A 17,593-nucleotide genomic window follows, 5' to 3' on the forward strand; every position below is an offset into this window, starting at 1 on the left:
TCTCCGATCAGAAGGAAGGGCCCCTTCTTAACGCCTGGCGATAAGAAGGGGCCCTTCCCAACGCGGTCAGCGAGCGGGGAACTGCTTGTCGAGCGCGATGTTGAGCTCCAGCACGTTGACGCCCGGTTCGCCCATGAAGCCGAGCGCCCGCCCGGTGGTGTGCTCAGACACCAGCCGGCGGACCGCCTCCGGGTCCGCGCCGCGCTCACGCGCGACCCGGTTCACCTGCAGCTCGGCGTACGCCGGGCTGATCTGCGGGTCGAGGCCGCTGGCGCTGGCGGTGACCGCGTCGGCGGGCACCGCCGGGTCGGCGGAAGCGTCGCCACGGATCGGGGTGACCACCCCACCGGTGGCCACGTAGTCCTCGCCGGGCTGGGCCAGCTCCACCTGCACCCCCTGGTACGAGGGGACGAACGGGGTGGCCGGGGCGGTCTGGTTGACGCTGACCACCCGGACGACCGGGCCGGTCAGACCGTCGGCACGGAAGACGGCGAGCACCGCGCCCACCCCTTCGGCGGTGCAGAACGGGCGCCCGCCGTCGACGCCGTTGAGCTCGCCGACCTCCTTGCTGCGCCCGCAGACCTGGGTGAGCAGGCTCTCGCTGGACTCCTCCGGGTCGGTGGCGATGGTGTCGACCACGCTCTCCGGGCCCAGGTTGCTGGCCGAGGTGGCGGTCGGGTCGTAGCCGTCGCCGGCGGCCGACGGGCGGGACTGGAAGTACCGCGGGACGGGGTTGCCGTCGCCGTCGGTGAAGGACTGGCCGATCAGCGAGCTGCCGACCGTCTTGCCTCCGGCGTCGATGAGCGACCCGTCGGCCTTGTGGTTGAGGCCGGGCAACTGGCCGACCGCGACAAGAGCCAGCGGGTAGACCAGCCCGAGCAGCACCGTGAAGACGAGCAGGGCGCGCAGGGCGGCGAGGTGTTGGGCGAGCCAGGTGGGTAGGCGCATCACGAAATCCCCGGGATGAACTGGATGAGCAGGTCGATGAGCTTGATCCCGATGAACGGCACGATGATGCCGCCCAGTCCGTACAGCAACAGGTTGCGGCTGAGCAGCTTCGACGCGGCGGCCGGCCGGTACCGCACGCCACGCAGGGCGAGCGGGATCAGCGCGATGATCACCAGGGCGTTGAAGATGACCGCGGACAGGATCGCCGACTCCGGGCTGGACAGCCGCATGATGTTCAGCGCGTCCAGGCTCGGGTAGAGGCCGGCGAACATGGCCGGGATGATCGCGAAGTATTTCGCGATGTCGTTGGCGATGCTGAACGTGGTCAGCGCGCCCCGGGTGATCAGCAACTGCTTGCCAATCTCCACGATCTCGATCAGCTTGGTCGGGTCGGAGTCGAGGTCGACCATGTTGCCGGCCTCCTTGGCGGCCGACGTGCCGGTGTTCATCGCCACCCCGACGTCGGCCTGGGCGAGCGCCGGCGCGTCGTTGGTTCCGTCACCGGTCATCGCGACCAGCCGGCCACCCTCCTGCTCCCGCTTGATCAGCGCGAGCTTGTCCTCGGGCGTCGCCTCGGCCAGGAAGTCGTCCACCCCGGCCTCGTCGGCGATCGCCTTCGCGGTGCGCGGGTTGTCGCCGGTGATCATCACGGTCCGGATGCCCATCCGACGCATCTCGTCGAAACGCTCCCGCATACCGGACTTGACGACGTCCTTGAGGTGGATGACGCCCAGCGCGCGGGCGGGCTCGCCGTCGACCTGCTCGGCGACGACCAGCGGAGTGCCGCCGGTGCCGCTGATCGCGTCCACGATCTCGCCGACCTGCTCGGTCGGGTGCCCGCCGTTCTCCCGGACCCACTTCATCACCGCGGCGGCGGCGCCCTTGCGGACCCGACGCGCCGTCCCGACCGCTCCGCCGTCCACGCTGGCGTCCGGCGTCAGGTCGACGCCGCTCATCCGGGTCTGGGCGGTGAACGGTACGAAGGTGGCGTGCGGCATCACGCCGGGCTCGCGCTCGCGCAGCCCGAACTCGTTCTTCGCCAGCACCACCACCGAACGGCCCTCGGGGGTCTGGTCGGCCAGGCTGGACAGTTGCGCGGCGTCGGCCAGCGTTGCGGCCGTCACCCCCTCGACCGGTACGAACTCGGCGGCCTGCCGGTTGCCCAGCGTGATCGTGCCGGTCTTGTCCAGCAGCAGGGTGTTGACGTCGCCGGCCGCCTCGACGGCCCGGCCGCTCATGGCCAGCACGTTGCGCTGCACCAGTCGGTCCATGCCGGCGATGCCGATGGCGGAGAGCAGGGCGCCGATGGTGGTGGGGATCAGGCAGACGAGCAGCGAGATCAGCACCACCCCGGTGACACCGGAGTCGGTGATCGCGCCGCTGTCCGGCGCGGCCGCCTGGTACGCCTTGGAGAAGATGGCCAACGGCTGAAGGGTGACCACGGCCAGTAGGAAGATGATCGTGAGCGCGGCGAGCAGGATGTTCAGCGCGATCTCGTTCGGCGTCTTCTGCCGGTTGGCCCCCTCGACCAGGGCGATCATCCGGTCGATGAAGCTCTCCCCCGGCTTCTGGGTGATTTTCACGACGATCCGGTCGGAGAGCACCCTGGTGCCGCCGGTGACCGCGCTGCGGTCCCCGCCGGACTCCCGGATGACCGGGGCCGACTCGCCGGTGATTGCCGACTCGTCGACGCTGGCGATGCCCTCGACGATGTCGCCGTCACCGGGGATGATCCCGCCCGCCTCGACCAGCACGATGTCGCCCTGGCGCAGTTCCGGCGCGGGCACCGCCTCGTCGGAGTAGGTGTTCGCCCGGGCGCCTGGCGTCCAGTTGACCAGCCGGGTGGCGATGGTGTCCCGCTTGGCCTGCCGCAGCGCGGCGGCCTGGGCCTTGCCCCGGCCCTCGGCGACCGCCTCGGCCAGGTTGGCGAAGAGCACGGTCAGCCAGAGCCAGATGGTGATCGCCCAGGCGAACACCGACGGGTCGGTCACCGCCAGGACGGTGGTGAAGGCCGCGCCGACCTCGACGATCAGCATCACCGGGTTGCGCCACAGCGTGCCCGGGTTGAGTTTGCGCACAGCGTCCGGCAGGGACCGGATCAGCTGCTGGGGGTCGAGCAGACCCCCACCGACCCGGTTGCCCTGGGTCGCCGGGGTGCCGGGCGTCGGTTGCTCGCCGGTCCCGGATGTCACAGGGGTGACGGACATGTCCTCGTTCCTCATGATGGTCACAGCCCCTCAGCCAGCGGGCCGAGCGCGAGTGCGGGAAGGAAGGTCAGCGCGACGAGGACCACGGTGACGCCGACGACCATCCCGATGAACAGCGGTCGGTGGGTCGGCAGGGTGCCCTCGGACGCGGGGGTGGGTGCCTGGCGGGCCAGCGAGCCGGCCAACGCGAGCACGAAGATGAGTGGTAGGAACCGACCCAGCAGCATGCACAACCCGAGCGCGGTGTCCCACCAGGTGGTGTTGACGGTGATGCCGCCGAACGCGGAGCCGTTGTTGTTGCTGGCCGAGGTGAACGCGTACAGCACCTCGGAGAGGGCGTGCGGGCCGACGTTGAGCGCGGTGGAGTTGTTGCCGGTGGCGAACGCGGCCGCCGTACCGACCAGCACCAGGATCGGCGTGATCAGGAAGTAGAGCGAGGCGAACTTGATCTCCCGCGAGCCGATCTTCTTGCCCAGGTACTCCGGGGTGCGGCCCACCATCAGGCCGGCCACGAAGACCGTGATCACCGCGAGGATGAGCAGGCCGTAGAGACCGGAACCGGTGCCACCCGGGGCGACCTCGCCGAGCATCATGTTGACCATCAGCATCATGCCGCCGAGCGAGGTGTACGAGTCGTGGAACGAGTTCACCGCACCGGTCGAGGTCAGCGTGGTGGCGGCGGCGAAGGTGGCCGAGTTCGACACGTCGAACCGCACCTCCTTGCCCTCCAGCGCCGCGCCGACCGCCTGCGGCACCGTTCCGTGGCCGGCCAACTCGAAGACGTTGGTGATGGCCACGCTGGCGAGCGCGAGGATGCCCATCACCGCGGCGATGGCGTAGCCCTGGCGGTTCTGCCCGACCATCCGGCCGAAGACCCGGGGCAGGCTGAACGGGATCAGGAGGATCAGGAAGATCTCCAGCCAGTTCGTCCACGAGGTGGGGTTCTCGAACGGGTGGGCGCTGTTGACGTTGTAGAAGCCGCCACCGTTGGTGCCCAGCTCCTTGATCACTTCCTGGCTGGCGACCGGACCACCCGTGATGGTCTGGGTGCCGCCGGTCAGGGTGCTCACGTCGGTGCCGGCGGAGAGGTTCTGCACCGCACCGCCGATCATCAGGAGGATGGCGCCGAGCACCGCGACCGGCAGCAGGATTCGCAGTGTGATCCGGGTCAGGTCGACCCAGAAGTTGCCGAGCTGCCCGGTGCGGCTGCGGGCGAAGCCCCGTACCAGCGCCACCGCCACCGCGATGCCGACCGCCGCCGAGACGAAGTTCTGCACCGCCAGGCCGGCCATCTGCACCAGATGGCCCATCGTCGACTCACCCGAGTACGACTGCCAGTTGGTGTTGGTCACGAACGAGACGGCGGTGTTCCAGGCGCCGTGGGGCACCACCGGGTCGAAGCCCAGCGACAGCCACAGGTGGTTCTGCACCCGCTGGAACAGGTAAAGGAACAGGATCGAGACCGCGGAGAACGCCAGCACGCTGCGGGCGTATACACCCCAGGTCTGCTCGGCGGCCGGGTTGACCCCGACCAGGCGGAAGATCCCCCGCTCGACCCGGGACTGCCGGGTGCTGGAGACCGCCCGGAACATGTAGTCGCCGAACGGCTTGTAGACGGCGACCAGGGCCGCCACCAGCGCCAACACGAAGATGACGCCTGCTGTGGTCATCGTCATCAGAAGCGCTCCGGGAACAACAGGGCGAACACCAGGAACGCGCCCAGGACGATCGCGAGCACCAGGCCCACGGCGTTGACGGCACTCACAGCTTCTCCACCGCCCGCACGACCAGGGCGAGCACTGCGAACAGCGCCACCGTCAGGACCACGAACACCACGTCAGACACGCTGACTCCTCATACCGGAAAGGTTCGTCGCGACCGCCTCCCGGTCGCGCCGGGCAATCAAAGCCCCACCACCTCCCCGACGACAGGGGCAATAACGCGACCATGACGGTGATGGACTTTTTCTTGACGCGGTTTTCACAACCGCACCCTGAACAGGTGAAATGCGGCACGAATCGCTCAGGTACGGCGGGGTGCGGCAGCGCCCGTTCGCGGGTGGAAGGAGAGGAGAGGAGAGGAGAGGAGGCGCGCGCCGGGTCAGGCCGGTCGGCGGGCCACCAGCACGTCGCGCATGATCGACTGGTCCACCCGGTGCCGCAGCGCCAGGTAGGGCTCCGCGTCGACCACGGTCAGGCCGGCGGCGGCCAGCGCCGCCGCCGCGTCGTCCCGGCCTGCGACGTGGGTGTTCCAGGAGATGCCGAGCGCCCCGCCGGGGCGCAGCAGCCGGGCCCAGACCGGCGCGGCGTCCGCGAGCAACGCCAGCGGGTCCCGGGTCAACCCGTGCTCGGCGGTACGGCTGCCGTGCTGGACGCCGTACGGTGCGTCCGCCACGACAAGGTCGAAGGTCTCCGGCCGGAAGAACTCGGCGGCCCTGGTGGTGTCGGCGTTGACCACGTCCAGCAGGTGGAGTTGGCCGGCCTTGTGCTCCTCGCGGGTGGGCGCCAGCTCGATCCGCACCCGGCGACCGACGACCTTGCGCTCCCGTCGCACCGGCCCGGACTCCAGCACCCGATGCTTGATCCGCTTCTGCTTCAGCCAGGTGGTGATGAACGCCCGGTAGGCCTCGACGTCCTTCTGATCGCGCTCCACCCCGGCGGCGTCGAAGCCGTACATCAGCGCCTGGTTGAGGGTGGTGCCGCGACCGCAGAGCGGGTCGAGCACCCGGAACCGCCGGGTGGTCAGCTCACCGGCCCAGTCCGAGGCGAGCAGGGTGACGTTGAGCAGCAGCTTGGTGAACTGCTCGTTGGTCTTGCCCGCGTACTTCTGGATGGTGATCAGGTCGTCGTCGTAGCGGTCCAGCCGGCTCCACTCGATCGGGCGCAGCAGCTCGCCGACGACCTCGAACAGCGCGTACCCCGCGGAGAGGTTGCCCAGCATGGCCAGGTCGCGCTCGGTCAACCCGTCGCCGGCGAAGGTGAGGTACGTGGCCCCGCCGACCGTCGTCGTGCCCACGTCGCCGATCCGGCCATCGAGCGCCGACCGGCCGAAGATCTCCAGCTCGGCCCGGGTGAGGTCGATGGCGGAGCGGGCGTACACCCGGTTGGTCGAGGGCAGGATCAGCAGGCCGTAGCGCGTCATGGTCCGGCGAGTATTCCACAGGCAGCCAGGGTGCCCGGGAACTGGAGCGGGGGCCGGACCGACTACCCGTACATGGGGTGTGAGCAGTGGCGGGAGGTCCTGTCGGCGCAGTTGGACGGCGAGGAGACCGCCGCGGAACGGTCGGCGGCACAGCGGCACCTCGACGGGTGCGCCGAGTGCCGGGTCTGGTTGACGGCTGCGGCGGCGTTGACCCGTCGGGTCCGTACCCGTCTGGTCACCCAAGCGCCCGACCGGACCGACGCGATCCTGGCCGTCGCGGTGCCACCGGCGCGACGGTCGCGGTGGCGGTCGCGGTGGCGACCCGGCGCGGCCTGGCGCGGCCGGCTGGTCGCCGGGCTGCGGGCGGCGCTCGGGCTGCTCGGCGCGGTGCAGCTGGTGCTCGGCCTGGCCCAGGTGGGCCGTGGTGCGGCCGCCGACCACCTGCACCCGACCGGCCAGCACCTGTGGCACGAGTCGGCCGCCTGGAACGTGGCGGTGGGCGCCGGCTTCCTCTTCGTGGCGGTACGCCGGAGCCCACCGGCCGGCCTGGTGCCGATGCTCAGCGCGTTCGTCGGCACGCTGCTGCTGCTCTCGGTCAACGACCTGGCCACCGGCACGGTGGGTGCGCAGCGGCTGGTCAGCCACGGTTTCCTGGTGGGCGGTTACCTGATCACCGTGCTGCTGTCCCGGCCCGGACTGCGACCCGGAGGCCCCGCGCCGCAGCGGCAGCCGGCGCCGTCACATTGGCGGTTCCGGGCGGACGAGGTCGACCGGCCGCTGCGGGTGGTCCGCTCGGAGTCCTACCCGGCGCAGGCCGCCGACCGCCACGCCACCCCGGCCGCACGAGCTGGTCAGGCCGGTGACCGTCGCGCAGCCTGAGCGCCGGAGGCGCGGGCCGGTCAGCTCGCGTCGGCCTGGCCGCTGCCGCCCACGATGACCTCCGGGATGACCTGCTCGACGATGGTCAGTAGCGTGATGGTGAGCAGCACGTGCACCTGGGCTCGGGTCAGCGCGCCGCGCTGGAGCCATTCCCGCGCGGTCGAGGTGGCCAGCCCGCCGTAGGCCCGAACCATCCCGCGCAACTCCTCGCGGTGCTCCGCCTCGTGGGCCAGGCCGACGGCGACCAGGATCCGGTCCGCGGCGACCTCCTCGGCCTCGGCGAGCACCCGCTCCACGTCGGCGTCGCCGCCCATCCCCCGGGCGGTCACGGCGGCCAGCCAGGAGGTGCTGTGCCGGGAGACCACGTCGAGGAACCAGGAGACGCTGGCGTCGACCCGGGACCGCAGGTCCCCCTTGGGCAGCCGCTCCAGGGCCACCTCGGGGATGGTCACCATGACCCGGACGACCTCCAGGTAGAGCTCTTTCTTGGTGCCGAAGTAGTGGTTGACCAGGCCGCGCGCGACACCGGCCTCCCGGGCGATGTCGGTGGTCGACACATCCGGGTACGCGCGCTCACCGAACAGCCGGACCGCGCAGGCCAGGATCTGCCCGCGCCGGGCGTCCGGCTCCAACCGGCGGCGGCGCGGAGCCGTCTCGACACTCATCTGCCCGACCCTATCGGCGGCTCACTGTTCCGGCCTAGGTTCGGGCTCACGCGGAGGGCACAGGTGGGGGCACGCCCTCCACACGCAGAGTCAGCGCCGCCAGTGGACCGGCGTCCTCACGGTGGGTCGCCTCTGCGCCGGGGGCCCCTGGCCTCCATCTTCCCTTTGCTCTGCTTCACTCCACGCAACACAGGCTGTGAGCAGCAGGTACGCCCCGGTCGCCGTGCGAGAGCGCGATTGCCAGAATGAGCGCACGGTAACTGTTGCGCCCGTTGAAGCAGAGCAAAGGGTGCAGGGTGGGAGCGCCTAGCTCAGGGGCTCGTCACGTTGGGTCATGGGACATGGGGGCGCTGAGTAGTGCCGCAACCGACCGCCGCCGGCCCTCGTCGAGCCATCGGCAGTCGCGGCGTCCGCCCGATGATCGAGAGTTATTGACATGCCGCCAACAGGGCGCGAGGGTGTTGCACATGCCGACGCTCGCATCCGACGGTTCCTCCTCACCCTGGCGTGAGGCGGAGCACGACGACCTGGCCGATCTCGCCCGCACCTTCTTCACCAAGGAGGTGCTGCCGCACGCCGAACGCCTGCTGGCGCAGGGCCATCCGGACCGCGAGCACTACCGGCGCGCCGGCGAGCTGGGGCTGCTCGGCCTGTCCGTCCCGGAGGAGTACGGCGGCGGGGGCGGCGGCTTCACCCACGAGGCGGTCATGCTGCACGAGCAGGCGTACACCGGGGAGAGCAGCCTAGGGCTGGCCGTCCACAGTGGGATCGTCACCGGCTACCTGGCGGCGTACGGCAGCGAGGAGCAGAAGCGGCGCTGGCTGCCCGGCTTGTGCAGCGGGGACCTGATCGGCGCGATCGCGATGACCGAGCCGGACGGCGGCTCCGACCTCCAGGCGATGCGTACCCGGGCCGTCCGCGACGGCGACGACTACCTGGTGACCGGGGCGAAGACGTTCATCACCAACGGCGGCCTGGCCGACCTGATCATCGTGGCCGTAAAGACCGACCCCGAGCAGCGGGCCGCCGGTGTCTCGCTACTGGTCTGCGAGGTCGGTGGCGACCCGGCGGGCTTCCGCCGGGGTCGGCTGCTCTCCAAGATCGGGCTGCACGCCAACGACACCGCCGAGCTGTTCTTCGACGAGTTCCGGGTGCCGGCGGCCAACCTGCTCGGCGGCGCCGAAGGGCTGGGCTTCATCCAGCTCATGCAGCAGCTCCCGCAGGAGCGACTGGTGATCGGCGTCGGCGCGGTCGCCGCGATGGAGCGTGCGATTGAGCTGACCGTCGCGTACACGAAGGAGCGGGCCGCCTTCGGCAAGCCGCTGATGGGCCACCAGAACACCCGGATGGTGCTCGCCGAGTGCGCCACCCGCACCCGGGTCAGCCGGGTCTTCCTGGACGACTGCATCGTCCGGCACACCCGCGGCGAGTTGGACGTGGCCACGGCCGCGATGGCGAAGTTCTGGCTGACCGACGGCCAGTGCGAGGTCATCGACCGGTGCCTGCAACTCTTCGGCGGCTACGGCTACACCACGGAGTACCCGATCGCCCGGATGTACGCCGACGCCCGCGTTCAGAAGATCTACGGCGGCACCAACGAGATCATGAAGGAGCTGATCGCCCGTGCCCTCTGAGGCGTACGTCTATGACGCGGTCCGCACCCCGCGCGGACGCGGCCGGGACACCGGCGCGCTGCACGGGGTCAAGCCGATCTCCCTGGTGGTCGGCCTGATCGACGCGCTGCGAGAGCGCAACCCCGGCCTGGACGTCGACCGGCTGGAGGACCTGCTGCTCGGCATCGTCACCCCGATCGGCGAGCAGGGCGGCGATCTCGCCCGGGCCGCGGCGCTCCTGGCCGGGCTGCCCGACCAGGTCGGCGGGGTGCAGCTCAACCGGTTCTGCGCCTCCGGGCTGGAGGCGGTCAACTCCGCCGCGGCGCGAATCCGCTCCGGCTGGGAGCATCTGCTGCTCGCCGGCGGGGTGGAGTCGATGTCCCGGGTGCCGATGGGCTCCGACGGCGCGGCCTGGGCCACCGACCCGCAGACCGCGCTGGCCACCTCGTTCGTGCCGCAGGGCGTCAGCGCCGACCTGATCGCCACCCTGGAGGGCTTCACCCGCGACGACGTGGACGGCTACGCGCTGCGTTCGCAGGAGCGGGCCGCCAAGGCGTGGGCAGGTGGCCACTTCGCCCGCTCGGTGGTGCCGGTCCGCGACGGCAACGGGCTGAACATCCTCACCGTGGACGAGCACCCCCGCCCGGAGACCACCCGGGAGGCGCTGGCCCGGCTCACCCCGTCCTTCGCCACCATGGGCGAGGCGGCCGGCTTCGACGCGGTCGCGTTGCAGAAGTTCCACTGGCTGGAGGCGATCGAGCACGTCCACCACGCCGGCAACTCCTCCGGCATCGTGGACGGCGCGGCGCTGGCCCTGATCGGCTCGGCGGAGGTCGGCCGGGACCTCGGCCTCACCCCGCGCGCCCGCATCGTCGGCGCGGCGGTCAGCGGCGCCGACCCGACGCTGATGCTGACCGGCCCGATCCCGGCCACCCACAAGGCGCTCGCCGCCGCCGGGCTGACCGTCGCCGACATCGACCTGTTCGAGATCAACGAGGCGTTCGCGGCGGTGGTGCTCAAGTACGTCCGCGACCTGGGCCTGGACCCGGACCGGGTGAACGTCAACGGCGGCGCGATCGCCCTCGGCCACCCGCTCGGCGCGACCGGAGCGATGCTGCTCGGCACCGCGTTGGACGAGTTGGAGCGCCGCGACCTGCGCCGCGCCGTGGTGACCCTCTGCATCGGCGGCGGCATGGGCGTCGCCACCGTCATCGAGCGCTGCTGACCCGGAGGACGACCATGACCGACACCATCCGGTACGACCGCGGCGCGGACGGCATCGTCACGCTCACCCTGGACGATCCCGACCAGTCCGCCAACACGATGAACCGGGCGTACGCCGCGTCGATGAGCGCGGTGCTGGACCGGCTGGAGGCCGAGCGGGACGAGCTGACCGGGATCATCGTGACCAGCACGAAGTCCACCTTCTTCGCCGGCGGTGACCTGCCGGAGATGGTCCGGGCGACGCGCGCCGACGCGCCCGCGCTGGCCGAACTGCTCGGCACCATCAAGCGGGACCTGCGCCGGCTGGAGACGCTGGGCCGGCCGGTAGTCGCGGCCGTCAACGGCTCGGCGCTCGGCGGCGGCCTGGAGATCGCGCTCGCCTGCCACCACCGGGTCGCGCTGGACGCGCCCGGCAGCCGGCTCGGGTTGCCCGAGGTGACCCTGGGCCTGCTGCCCGGCGCCGGCGGCGTCACCCGGACGGTGCGGATGCTCGGCCTGGCCGGGGCGCTGACCACGGTGCTGCTCACCGGCCGGCGGATGCGCCCGACCGACGCCCTGGCTGTCGGCCTGGTCGACGAGGTGGTGGCCACCCCGGCGGAGCTGCTGGACCGGGCCCGGGCCTGGATCGCCGCCAACCCCCGGCCGAGCCAGCCGTGGGACCGTCCGGACTACCGGATGCCCGGGGGGACCCCGGCCAGCCGGTCGCTGGCCGCGCAACTGCCGGCCTTCCCGGCCACCCTGCGCAAGCAGCTCAAGGGGGCCCGGCTGCCCGCGCCGGAGGCGATCCTGGCCACCGCCGTCGAGGGCGCCCAGGTCGACCTGGAGACCGCGTTCACCGTGGAGACCCGGCACCTGATCGGGCTGCTCACCGGGCAGGTCGCCAAGAACATGATCGGCGCGTTCTTCTTCGACCTCAAGGCGGTCAACGGCGGCGCGGCCCGACCGTCCGGAGTGGACGCGGCACCGGTGCGCCGGGTCGCGGTGCTGGGCGCCGGCATGATGGGCGCCGGCATCGCGTACGCCTGCGCCAGCGCAGGCCTCGACGTGGTGGTGAAGGACGTCTCGCCGGAGGCCGCGGGCCGCGCCCGGGAGCACGCCGAGAGGCTGCTGGCGCGGAAGGTCCGCAAGGGCCGCGCGACCGAGGCGGACGCCCGAGCCGTGCTGGACCGGATTACCACCACCGACCGGGTGGACGCGCTGACCGGCTGCGACGCGGTGATCGAGGCGGTCTTCGAGGACCCGACGCTGAAACGGTCGGTCTTCGCCGAGGTGCTGCCGGTGCTGGCGCCGGACGCCCTGCTCGCCTCCAACACCTCCACCCTGCCGATCACCGGCCTGGCCGCCGGGGTGGACCGCCCGGCCGACTTCATCGGCATGCACTTCTTCTCGCCCGTGGACCGGATGCCACTGCTGGAGATCGTGGTCGGCGAGCGGACCGGCGACGTCGCGCTGGCCCGCGCCTTCGACCTGGGCCGGCGGATCGGCAAGACCCCGATCGTGGTCAACGACGGCCGGGGCTTCTTCACCAGCCGGGTCATCGGCCGGTTCATCGACGAGGCGGTCGGCATGGTCGCCGAGGGGGTACCGGCCGCCTCGGTGGAGCAGGCCGCCCTGCAGGCCGGCTACCCGACCGGACCGCTGGCGCTGGCGGACGAGGTGAGCCTCACCCTGATCCAGCGGATCCGCCGGCAGTTCGAGGCGGCCGGCGAAAGCTTCCCACCGCTGCCGGCGCACCGGCTGGTGGACGAACTGGTGGACGCGTACGACCGGCCGGGGCGCGCCGCCGGGCGCGGCTTCTACGGGTACGCCGACGGCACGCGGAGCCGGTTGTGGAGCGGTCTCGCCGAGCTGACCACCGACGCGGGCCGGGCGGTGCCGTTCACCGACCTCCAGGAGCGGATGCTCTTCGCCGAGGCGCTCGACGCGCTGCGCTGCCTGGACGAGGGGGTGCTGCGGACCGAGACCGACGCCAACATCGGCTCGATCCTCGGCATCGGCTTCCCGGCCTGGACCGGCGGGGTGATCCGCTACGTCCGGCAGTACGCCGGTGGCCCGGCGGGCTTCGCGGCCCGCGCCACCGAGCTGGCCGCCCGCTACGGCGACCGGTTCGCGCCCCCCGCCGACCTGGTCGACCGGCTCGCCTCCTCGGCCACCCGCCCCACCGAAGCGGTGAGCCCAGCGTGACGGCCACCGACGTGCCGGCGGGCGGCAGGCCGGACGGGCCGGGGCGCGGTGGGCCGCTGGCCGGGGTACGGGTTGTCGAGCTGGCCAGCCTCGCTCCGGCGCCGTTCGGCTGCATGGTGCTCGCCGACCTCGGCGCGGACGTGGTCCGGGTGGACCGGCCGGGCGGCCCGGCCGCGGGACGGCTGGCGGCGCCGACCGGCGGGCCGCTGCAACGCGGCCGGCGGGTGACCACGCTCGACCTGAAGTCCCCGGCCGGAGTGGCGGACCTGCTGCGCCTGGTGGATCGGGCCGACGTGCTGGTCGAGGCGTACCGGCCGGGGGTGGCCGAGCGGCTGGGCTTCGGGCCGGAGACCTGCCGGGCCCGCAACCCCCGGCTCGTGTACGCGCGGATGACCGGCTGGGGTCAGGACGGCCCGCTGGCGCCCCGAGCCGGACACGACATCGACTACATCGCGGTGGCCGGGGCGCTGGAGCCACTGGGTCGGGCCGGCGAGCGTCCGTACGCCCCGATGAACCTGCTCGGCGACTTCGGCGGAGGCGGCATGCTGCTCGCCGTGGGCGTGCTGGCCGCGCTGCTGGAACGGGAACGCTCCGGCTCGGGTCAGGTGGTCGACGCGGCGATGGTGGACGGTTCCGCACTGCTCACCGCGTTCCTGCACGGGTTGCTCGGCACCGGCCTGTGGGCCGCGCCGCGTGGGCGCAACATGTTCGACGGCGGGGCACCGTTCTACGACACGTACCGCACCGCCGACGACGGCTTCATGGCCGTCGGCGCGATGGAACCGGCCTTCTACGCCGAGCTGCTGACCGGCCTCGGCCTCGCCGACGAGCCGGACCTGCCCGCCCAGTACGACCCGAGCGGCTGGGACGAGCTGCGCCGGCGGTTCACCGAGCGGTTCGCCGAGCGGACCCGGAACGAGTGGACGGCGGTCTTCGCCGACCTGGACGCGTGCGTCGCGCCGGTGCTCGCCCCCCGCGAGGCGCACCGGCATCCGCACAACGCCGCCCGGGGCACCTTCGTCGAGGTCGGCGGCGAGATCCAGCCGGCCCCGGCACCCCGCTTCGACCGGACACCGACCGGCCAGCCAGCCCCGGCACCGGACCCGGAGCACGACGTCCTACCCGTCGACACGATCCTCGCCGACTGGCCGTGACCCGCGCGGCGGGCCGGCCACGGACCCGCCCGGCACCGGGTGACCGGGGATACGCTGCCCGGATGGCAGCGTGCCCCGAGCTGACCTGGCCGCGTCCCCACCGGGGACGCGGTCGGAGTCTCTCCGGGGCAACCCCGGGGGCGTCACATCCACCTGGGCACCACACCACAGGTGCGTCGGCACGCTCCGCGAGCCTGTGCACCCGTACGACCGGGATTCGTCGGGGCACGCTGTCATCCACCCCGGGCCGGCCGTGACGACGGTCGGCTCCCTGGCCGTCGCGCTCGCCGACGCGTTCCTGGCAGCCGACCGCTGGCAGCGCGGCGACCTGGTCGATGCCGGTGGGCGGATGCTGGGCGTACGCCGCCGTTGGCTGTGGCCGGTCGCGGACGCCGCGCTCGCCGCGTACTCCCGGGCCCCGCGCGACCGACCCCGGGAGCTGGCCGCCTTCCTGGCCAACCTGGCGCTGCTGGGCGAGGTGGTCGGCGCGGCGCGGCAGCGCGGCCGACCCGTCGCGGTCCGCGCCCGGCCGGTGACGCCGACCCGCACGGTCCGCCGGCCCTGGTCGACCCCGGTCCTGGACGACCTGGCCGACCTGGCCCGGCTGCTCGACCTGGCTCCGGAGCAGCTCGACTGGTACGCCGACCGCCGGGCGATGAACCGCCGCGCCGACAATCAGCGTCTGCACCACTACCGGTATCGCTGGGCCGCCGGCGGCCGGTTGTTCGAGGCGCCGAAGCCACGGTTGCGCGCGCTGCACCGGCGGCTGCTCGCCGAGGTGCTGGGCCCGCTGCCGGTGCATCCGGCGGCGCACGGGTTCGTGCCCGGCCGTTCGGCGCACACCTTCGCTGCGGCGCACGCCGGGCGGGCGGTGGTGGTCCGCGTCGACCTGGCCGCGTTCTTCAGCAGCGTGCCGGCCCGCCGGGTGTACGGGTTTTTCCGGACCGCCGGCTATCCGGAGCCGGTCGCACATACGCTCGCCGCGATCTGCACCACCCGAACTCCACCGGCGGTGCTCCGTGCCGCGCCGGCCGTCCTGCCCGAACGGCCCTGGCGGCTGGCCGTGCTGCGCGGCGGGCACCTGCCGCAGGGCGCGCCCACATCGCCTGCGCTGGCCAATCTCTGCACGTTCCGGCTCGATCGCCGGTTGACCGGGCTGGCCGCCGCCTTCGACCTCGACTACCAGCGGTACGCCGACGACCTCGCCTTCTCCGGCGAGCTGCCGCCCCGGCGGGTCGCCGACCTGCTCGCCGCGGTGACCGAGGTGACCCGGGACGAGGGCTTCCGGGTGCACCCGGGCAAGACCCGGGTCCGTGGCCGGGCCGACCGGCAGCTCCTCGCCGGGCTGGTGGTCAACGAACGGCCGGCGGTGCCGCGCGACGAGTACGACCGGCTGCGCGCGATCCTGCACAATGCCGCCCGCACCGGCCTGGCCGCCCAGAACCACGCCGGCCACCCGGCCTTCGCCGAGCACCTGGCGGGCCGGGTCGCCTGGGTCGGTCACGACAGTCCCACCCGCGCCGCCAAACTTGCGCCCCTCCTCGCCGCCGCCTTGGCCTCCTCGGGGCCCTGACGGACCAGAGGGACGCGACGCCCAGCAGGTCACCGGCCAGCTGTGGAATCCACAAAGGACTTCAGGCCGCGAGGGCAGGCGTCGCGTTGGTACTGTCGCTCCCCGGACAAGGACTGCGAGTCGTAGGGGGACGAGCATGGCGAGCGGAATCGATCCGTCCGGCCTGAGTCGCTCACTCGAAGAGGCGATGCGCCTGCTGAGCCGGGCCACGGGTTCCGCCTCGGCACAGCCGGGCGGGGCCGACGAGCAGGGCGACGGGCCTGTGCCAGCTGCCGAGCAGATGGTGGGGCGGGGCATCGGCGGTGACGGTCTCGTCGAGGCGGAGGTGTCCGCCTTCGGCGGCCTGGAAACTCTGGTGATCGACCCGAGTCTGTCCCGTGCCGGCACCAGCGCCATCGCCGAGTACGTCCTGGAGGCGGTCAAGGCGGCACAGGCCGACGAACGCGCCCGGCGCGCCGAGTTGACGGCCGCTGTCGGTGCCGACAGCGCGGCCCTGACCCGGCAGCTCGAACGTGTCTCGGAGGACGCGTTCCGCGGGTTCGAGCAGATGATCGGCGACCTGGACTCGGTCACCCGCCGGATGGATCGACGCTGAGCTCATGTCCGACGGGATTCAGGTCGATGTCGACGCCCTCCACGCCGAGGCGGGCTCGCTCACGACCACCGGCCAGCAGCTCGGCGTAGAGGTCAGCAGCCTCGAGTCGACGGTGAACGGCGCGGGTAATCCGTGGGGCGCCGACGAGGCGGGCTCCCTCTTCGGAGCTGTGTACGTCGAGGTGCTCACGCATGCGCTCGACGTGTACCGGTCGATGGCCGACCAGTTGCTGGAGGCCGCCGCGAACCTCGACCTCGGCGCCGACGCGCACGAGGCGACCGACATCGCCAACGCGGAACTCTTCACGAGGATGGAGCTGCCCGGTGGGTATGCAGCTACCTCCTGAGCTCGTCGAGGCTCTGGGCTGGGTCGGCTTCACCTGGCCGACCGCCGACGAGGAGCTGCTGTTCGAGGCGTCGCAGCTGTGGTTCGCGTTCGCCGGCCGGCTGCGTACGGCGGTCGGGGAGGCGGAGGCGGGCGCTGCGAAGGTCGGGGCGACCAACATCGGGGACGACGTCCGGGCGTTCGAGCAGGCATGGCAGGGCGAGGAGGGCGCGCCGCGCCGGATGGAGGACGGCGCGCAGGCGGCCGAGCTGATCGGCATGGCGTTGCTGGTGATGGCCATCATCACTTTGACGCAGAAGATCCTCGTCATCGTCCAGCTGACGATCCTCGTCGTGCAGGTGGCGATCGCGCTGGCGGCGGCCGCCCCCACCCTCGGCGCCTCGCTGGCTCAGATCCCCGTCTCGATCGGCCTGGCCCGGATGGCGATCCAACGGATCATCAAGGAGGTCATCGAACGGGTCGTCAAGGAGATCATTCCGCGGTTGCTGAAGCGGGCGAAGACGCTGCTGCGCCGTTTCGCGCGCAAGGGCCCGAAGCGCGGCGGCCCGGGACGAACCCCGGTGCCCGGCCCGCACACCACGCCCCGTTACCACAACACCAAGCCGATGCTCGACAAGTACCGGAACGAGCACCTGCCGGGAGGGCACTTCCCGACGGCGGTGCGCCGACTCAGTCCGGAGGAACTCGAACAGCACCGGGTGTTCTTCGACAGCAACGGCGTCCTGCGCAGCGCGAAGAACGGCGAGCCGTTCGACACCTCGAGCGCCCAGACCGTGTTCAGCGGAAACGGCCAGGCGATCTTCGTGATGGACCGGAACGGCAACCTCTACGCGTCCAACTACCAGAAAGTCGGCGACTTCCACCACTCGACGCTGGGTAACGGGCAACCGGTCGCGGCGGCGGGCGAGCTGGTCGTCAAGGACGGTATGGTCCAGCACGCGACGGCGCGCAGCGGTCACTACCAGCCCGACGTGAGCCACATGGGCAACCTCGATGCCGAGTTCAAGCGCAACGGCCTCAGTGACGTCCCGATCATGGGCTGGGACGGCAGGCAGATCTTCTAGG

General features: G+C 72.0%; 15 protein-coding genes. 9 read left to right on the top strand and 6 right to left on the bottom strand.

Annotation, left to right across the window (positions count from 1 at the left end):
• Positions 1-66 precede the first annotated feature (66 nt).
• The 5 genes from ACWD5O_RS10205 to ACWD5O_RS10225 all read right to left on the bottom strand — a co-directional run bounded on the left by ACWD5O_RS10205 (position 67) and on the right by ACWD5O_RS10225 (position 6,296).
• Positions 67-948 (bottom strand): potassium-transporting ATPase subunit C, encoded by an 882-nt coding sequence (locus ACWD5O_RS10205; RefSeq protein WP_450085085.1) that lies wholly within the window; start codon positions 946-948, stop codon positions 67-69.
• Positions 948-3,155, bottom strand: a complete 2,208-nt coding sequence (kdpB, locus tag ACWD5O_RS10210; RefSeq protein ID WP_450085086.1) for a potassium-transporting ATPase subunit KdpB — start codon at positions 3,153-3,155, stop codon at positions 948-950. The genes ACWD5O_RS10205 and kdpB overlap by 1 nt, the downstream gene beginning before the upstream one ends.
• Before the next feature lie 20 nt (positions 3,156-3,175).
• Positions 3,176-4,831, bottom strand: a complete 1,656-nt coding sequence (gene kdpA, locus ACWD5O_RS10215; RefSeq protein WP_450085087.1) for a potassium-transporting ATPase subunit KdpA — start codon at positions 4,829-4,831, stop codon at positions 3,176-3,178.
• Positions 4,831-4,920, bottom strand: coding sequence for a K(+)-transporting ATPase subunit F (gene kdpF / locus ACWD5O_RS10220; protein ID WP_089017935.1), 90 nt, complete (start codon positions 4,918-4,920; stop codon positions 4,831-4,833). The genes kdpA and kdpF overlap by 1 nt, the downstream gene beginning before the upstream one ends.
• A gap of 335 nt (positions 4,921-5,255) precedes the next feature.
• Positions 5,256-6,296: a TRM11 family SAM-dependent methyltransferase gene (locus tag ACWD5O_RS10225; protein ID WP_450085088.1), complete on the bottom strand. Its 1,041-nt coding sequence runs from the start codon at positions 6,294-6,296 to the stop codon at positions 5,256-5,258.
• Between the two features lie 72 nt (positions 6,297-6,368).
• Between ACWD5O_RS10225 and ACWD5O_RS10230 the strand changes: the two genes are divergently transcribed.
• Positions 6,369-7,175, top strand: a complete 807-nt coding sequence (locus ACWD5O_RS10230) for a zf-HC2 domain-containing protein (protein ID WP_450085149.1) — start codon at positions 6,369-6,371, stop codon at positions 7,173-7,175.
• A gap of 20 nt (positions 7,176-7,195) precedes the next feature.
• On the opposite strand, the gene ACWD5O_RS10235 is transcribed toward ACWD5O_RS10230, so the two are convergent.
• Positions 7,196-7,840, bottom strand: coding sequence for a TetR/AcrR family transcriptional regulator (locus ACWD5O_RS10235; protein ID WP_450085089.1), 645 nt, complete (start codon positions 7,838-7,840; stop codon positions 7,196-7,198).
• A gap of 467 nt (positions 7,841-8,307) precedes the next feature.
• Between ACWD5O_RS10235 and ACWD5O_RS10240 the strand changes: the two genes are divergently transcribed.
• The 8 genes from ACWD5O_RS10240 to ACWD5O_RS10275 all read left to right on the top strand — a co-directional run bounded on the left by ACWD5O_RS10240 (position 8,308) and on the right by ACWD5O_RS10275 (position 17,592).
• Entirely contained in the window at positions 8,308-9,474 is a 1,167-nt protein-coding gene (locus ACWD5O_RS10240) for an acyl-CoA dehydrogenase family protein (protein ID WP_450085090.1), read from the top strand.
• Positions 9,464-10,678 (top strand): acetyl-CoA C-acetyltransferase, encoded by a 1,215-nt coding sequence (locus tag ACWD5O_RS10245; protein WP_450085091.1) that lies wholly within the window; start codon positions 9,464-9,466, stop codon positions 10,676-10,678. Before ACWD5O_RS10240 ends, ACWD5O_RS10245 begins: the two co-directional genes overlap by 11 nt.
• A 14-nt stretch (positions 10,679-10,692) precedes the next feature.
• Positions 10,693-12,861 (top strand): 3-hydroxyacyl-CoA dehydrogenase NAD-binding domain-containing protein, encoded by a 2,169-nt coding sequence (locus tag ACWD5O_RS10250; protein ID WP_450085092.1) that lies wholly within the window; start codon positions 10,693-10,695, stop codon positions 12,859-12,861.
• Positions 12,858-14,015 carry a CaiB/BaiF CoA transferase family protein gene (locus tag ACWD5O_RS10255; protein ID WP_450085093.1) on the top strand — a complete coding sequence of 386 codons (1,158 nt, stop codon included), beginning with the start codon at positions 12,858-12,860 and terminating at the stop codon, positions 14,013-14,015. Before ACWD5O_RS10250 ends, ACWD5O_RS10255 begins: the two co-directional genes overlap by 4 nt.
• 253 nt (positions 14,016-14,268) lie before the next feature.
• Positions 14,269-15,588, top strand: coding sequence for a reverse transcriptase family protein (locus ACWD5O_RS10260; RefSeq protein WP_450085094.1), 1,320 nt, complete (start codon positions 14,269-14,271; stop codon positions 15,586-15,588).
• Between the two features lie 136 nt (positions 15,589-15,724).
• Positions 15,725-16,183 (top strand): hypothetical protein, encoded by a 459-nt coding sequence (locus ACWD5O_RS10265; protein WP_450085095.1) that lies wholly within the window; start codon positions 15,725-15,727, stop codon positions 16,181-16,183.
• 4 nt (positions 16,184-16,187) lie between these two features.
• On the top strand, positions 16,188-16,529 hold the full coding sequence (locus ACWD5O_RS10270) for a WXG100 family type VII secretion target (RefSeq protein ID WP_450085096.1): 342 nt from the start codon (positions 16,188-16,190) through the stop codon (positions 16,527-16,529).
• Positions 16,513-17,592: a WXG100-like domain-containing protein gene (locus ACWD5O_RS10275; protein WP_354964466.1), complete on the top strand. Its 1,080-nt coding sequence runs from the start codon at positions 16,513-16,515 to the stop codon at positions 17,590-17,592. Before ACWD5O_RS10270 ends, ACWD5O_RS10275 begins: the two co-directional genes overlap by 17 nt.
• The last annotated feature ends 1 nt before the right edge of the window (position 17,593 follow it).

It is taken from the genome of Micromonospora sp. NPDC005161, from assembly GCF_053599855.1.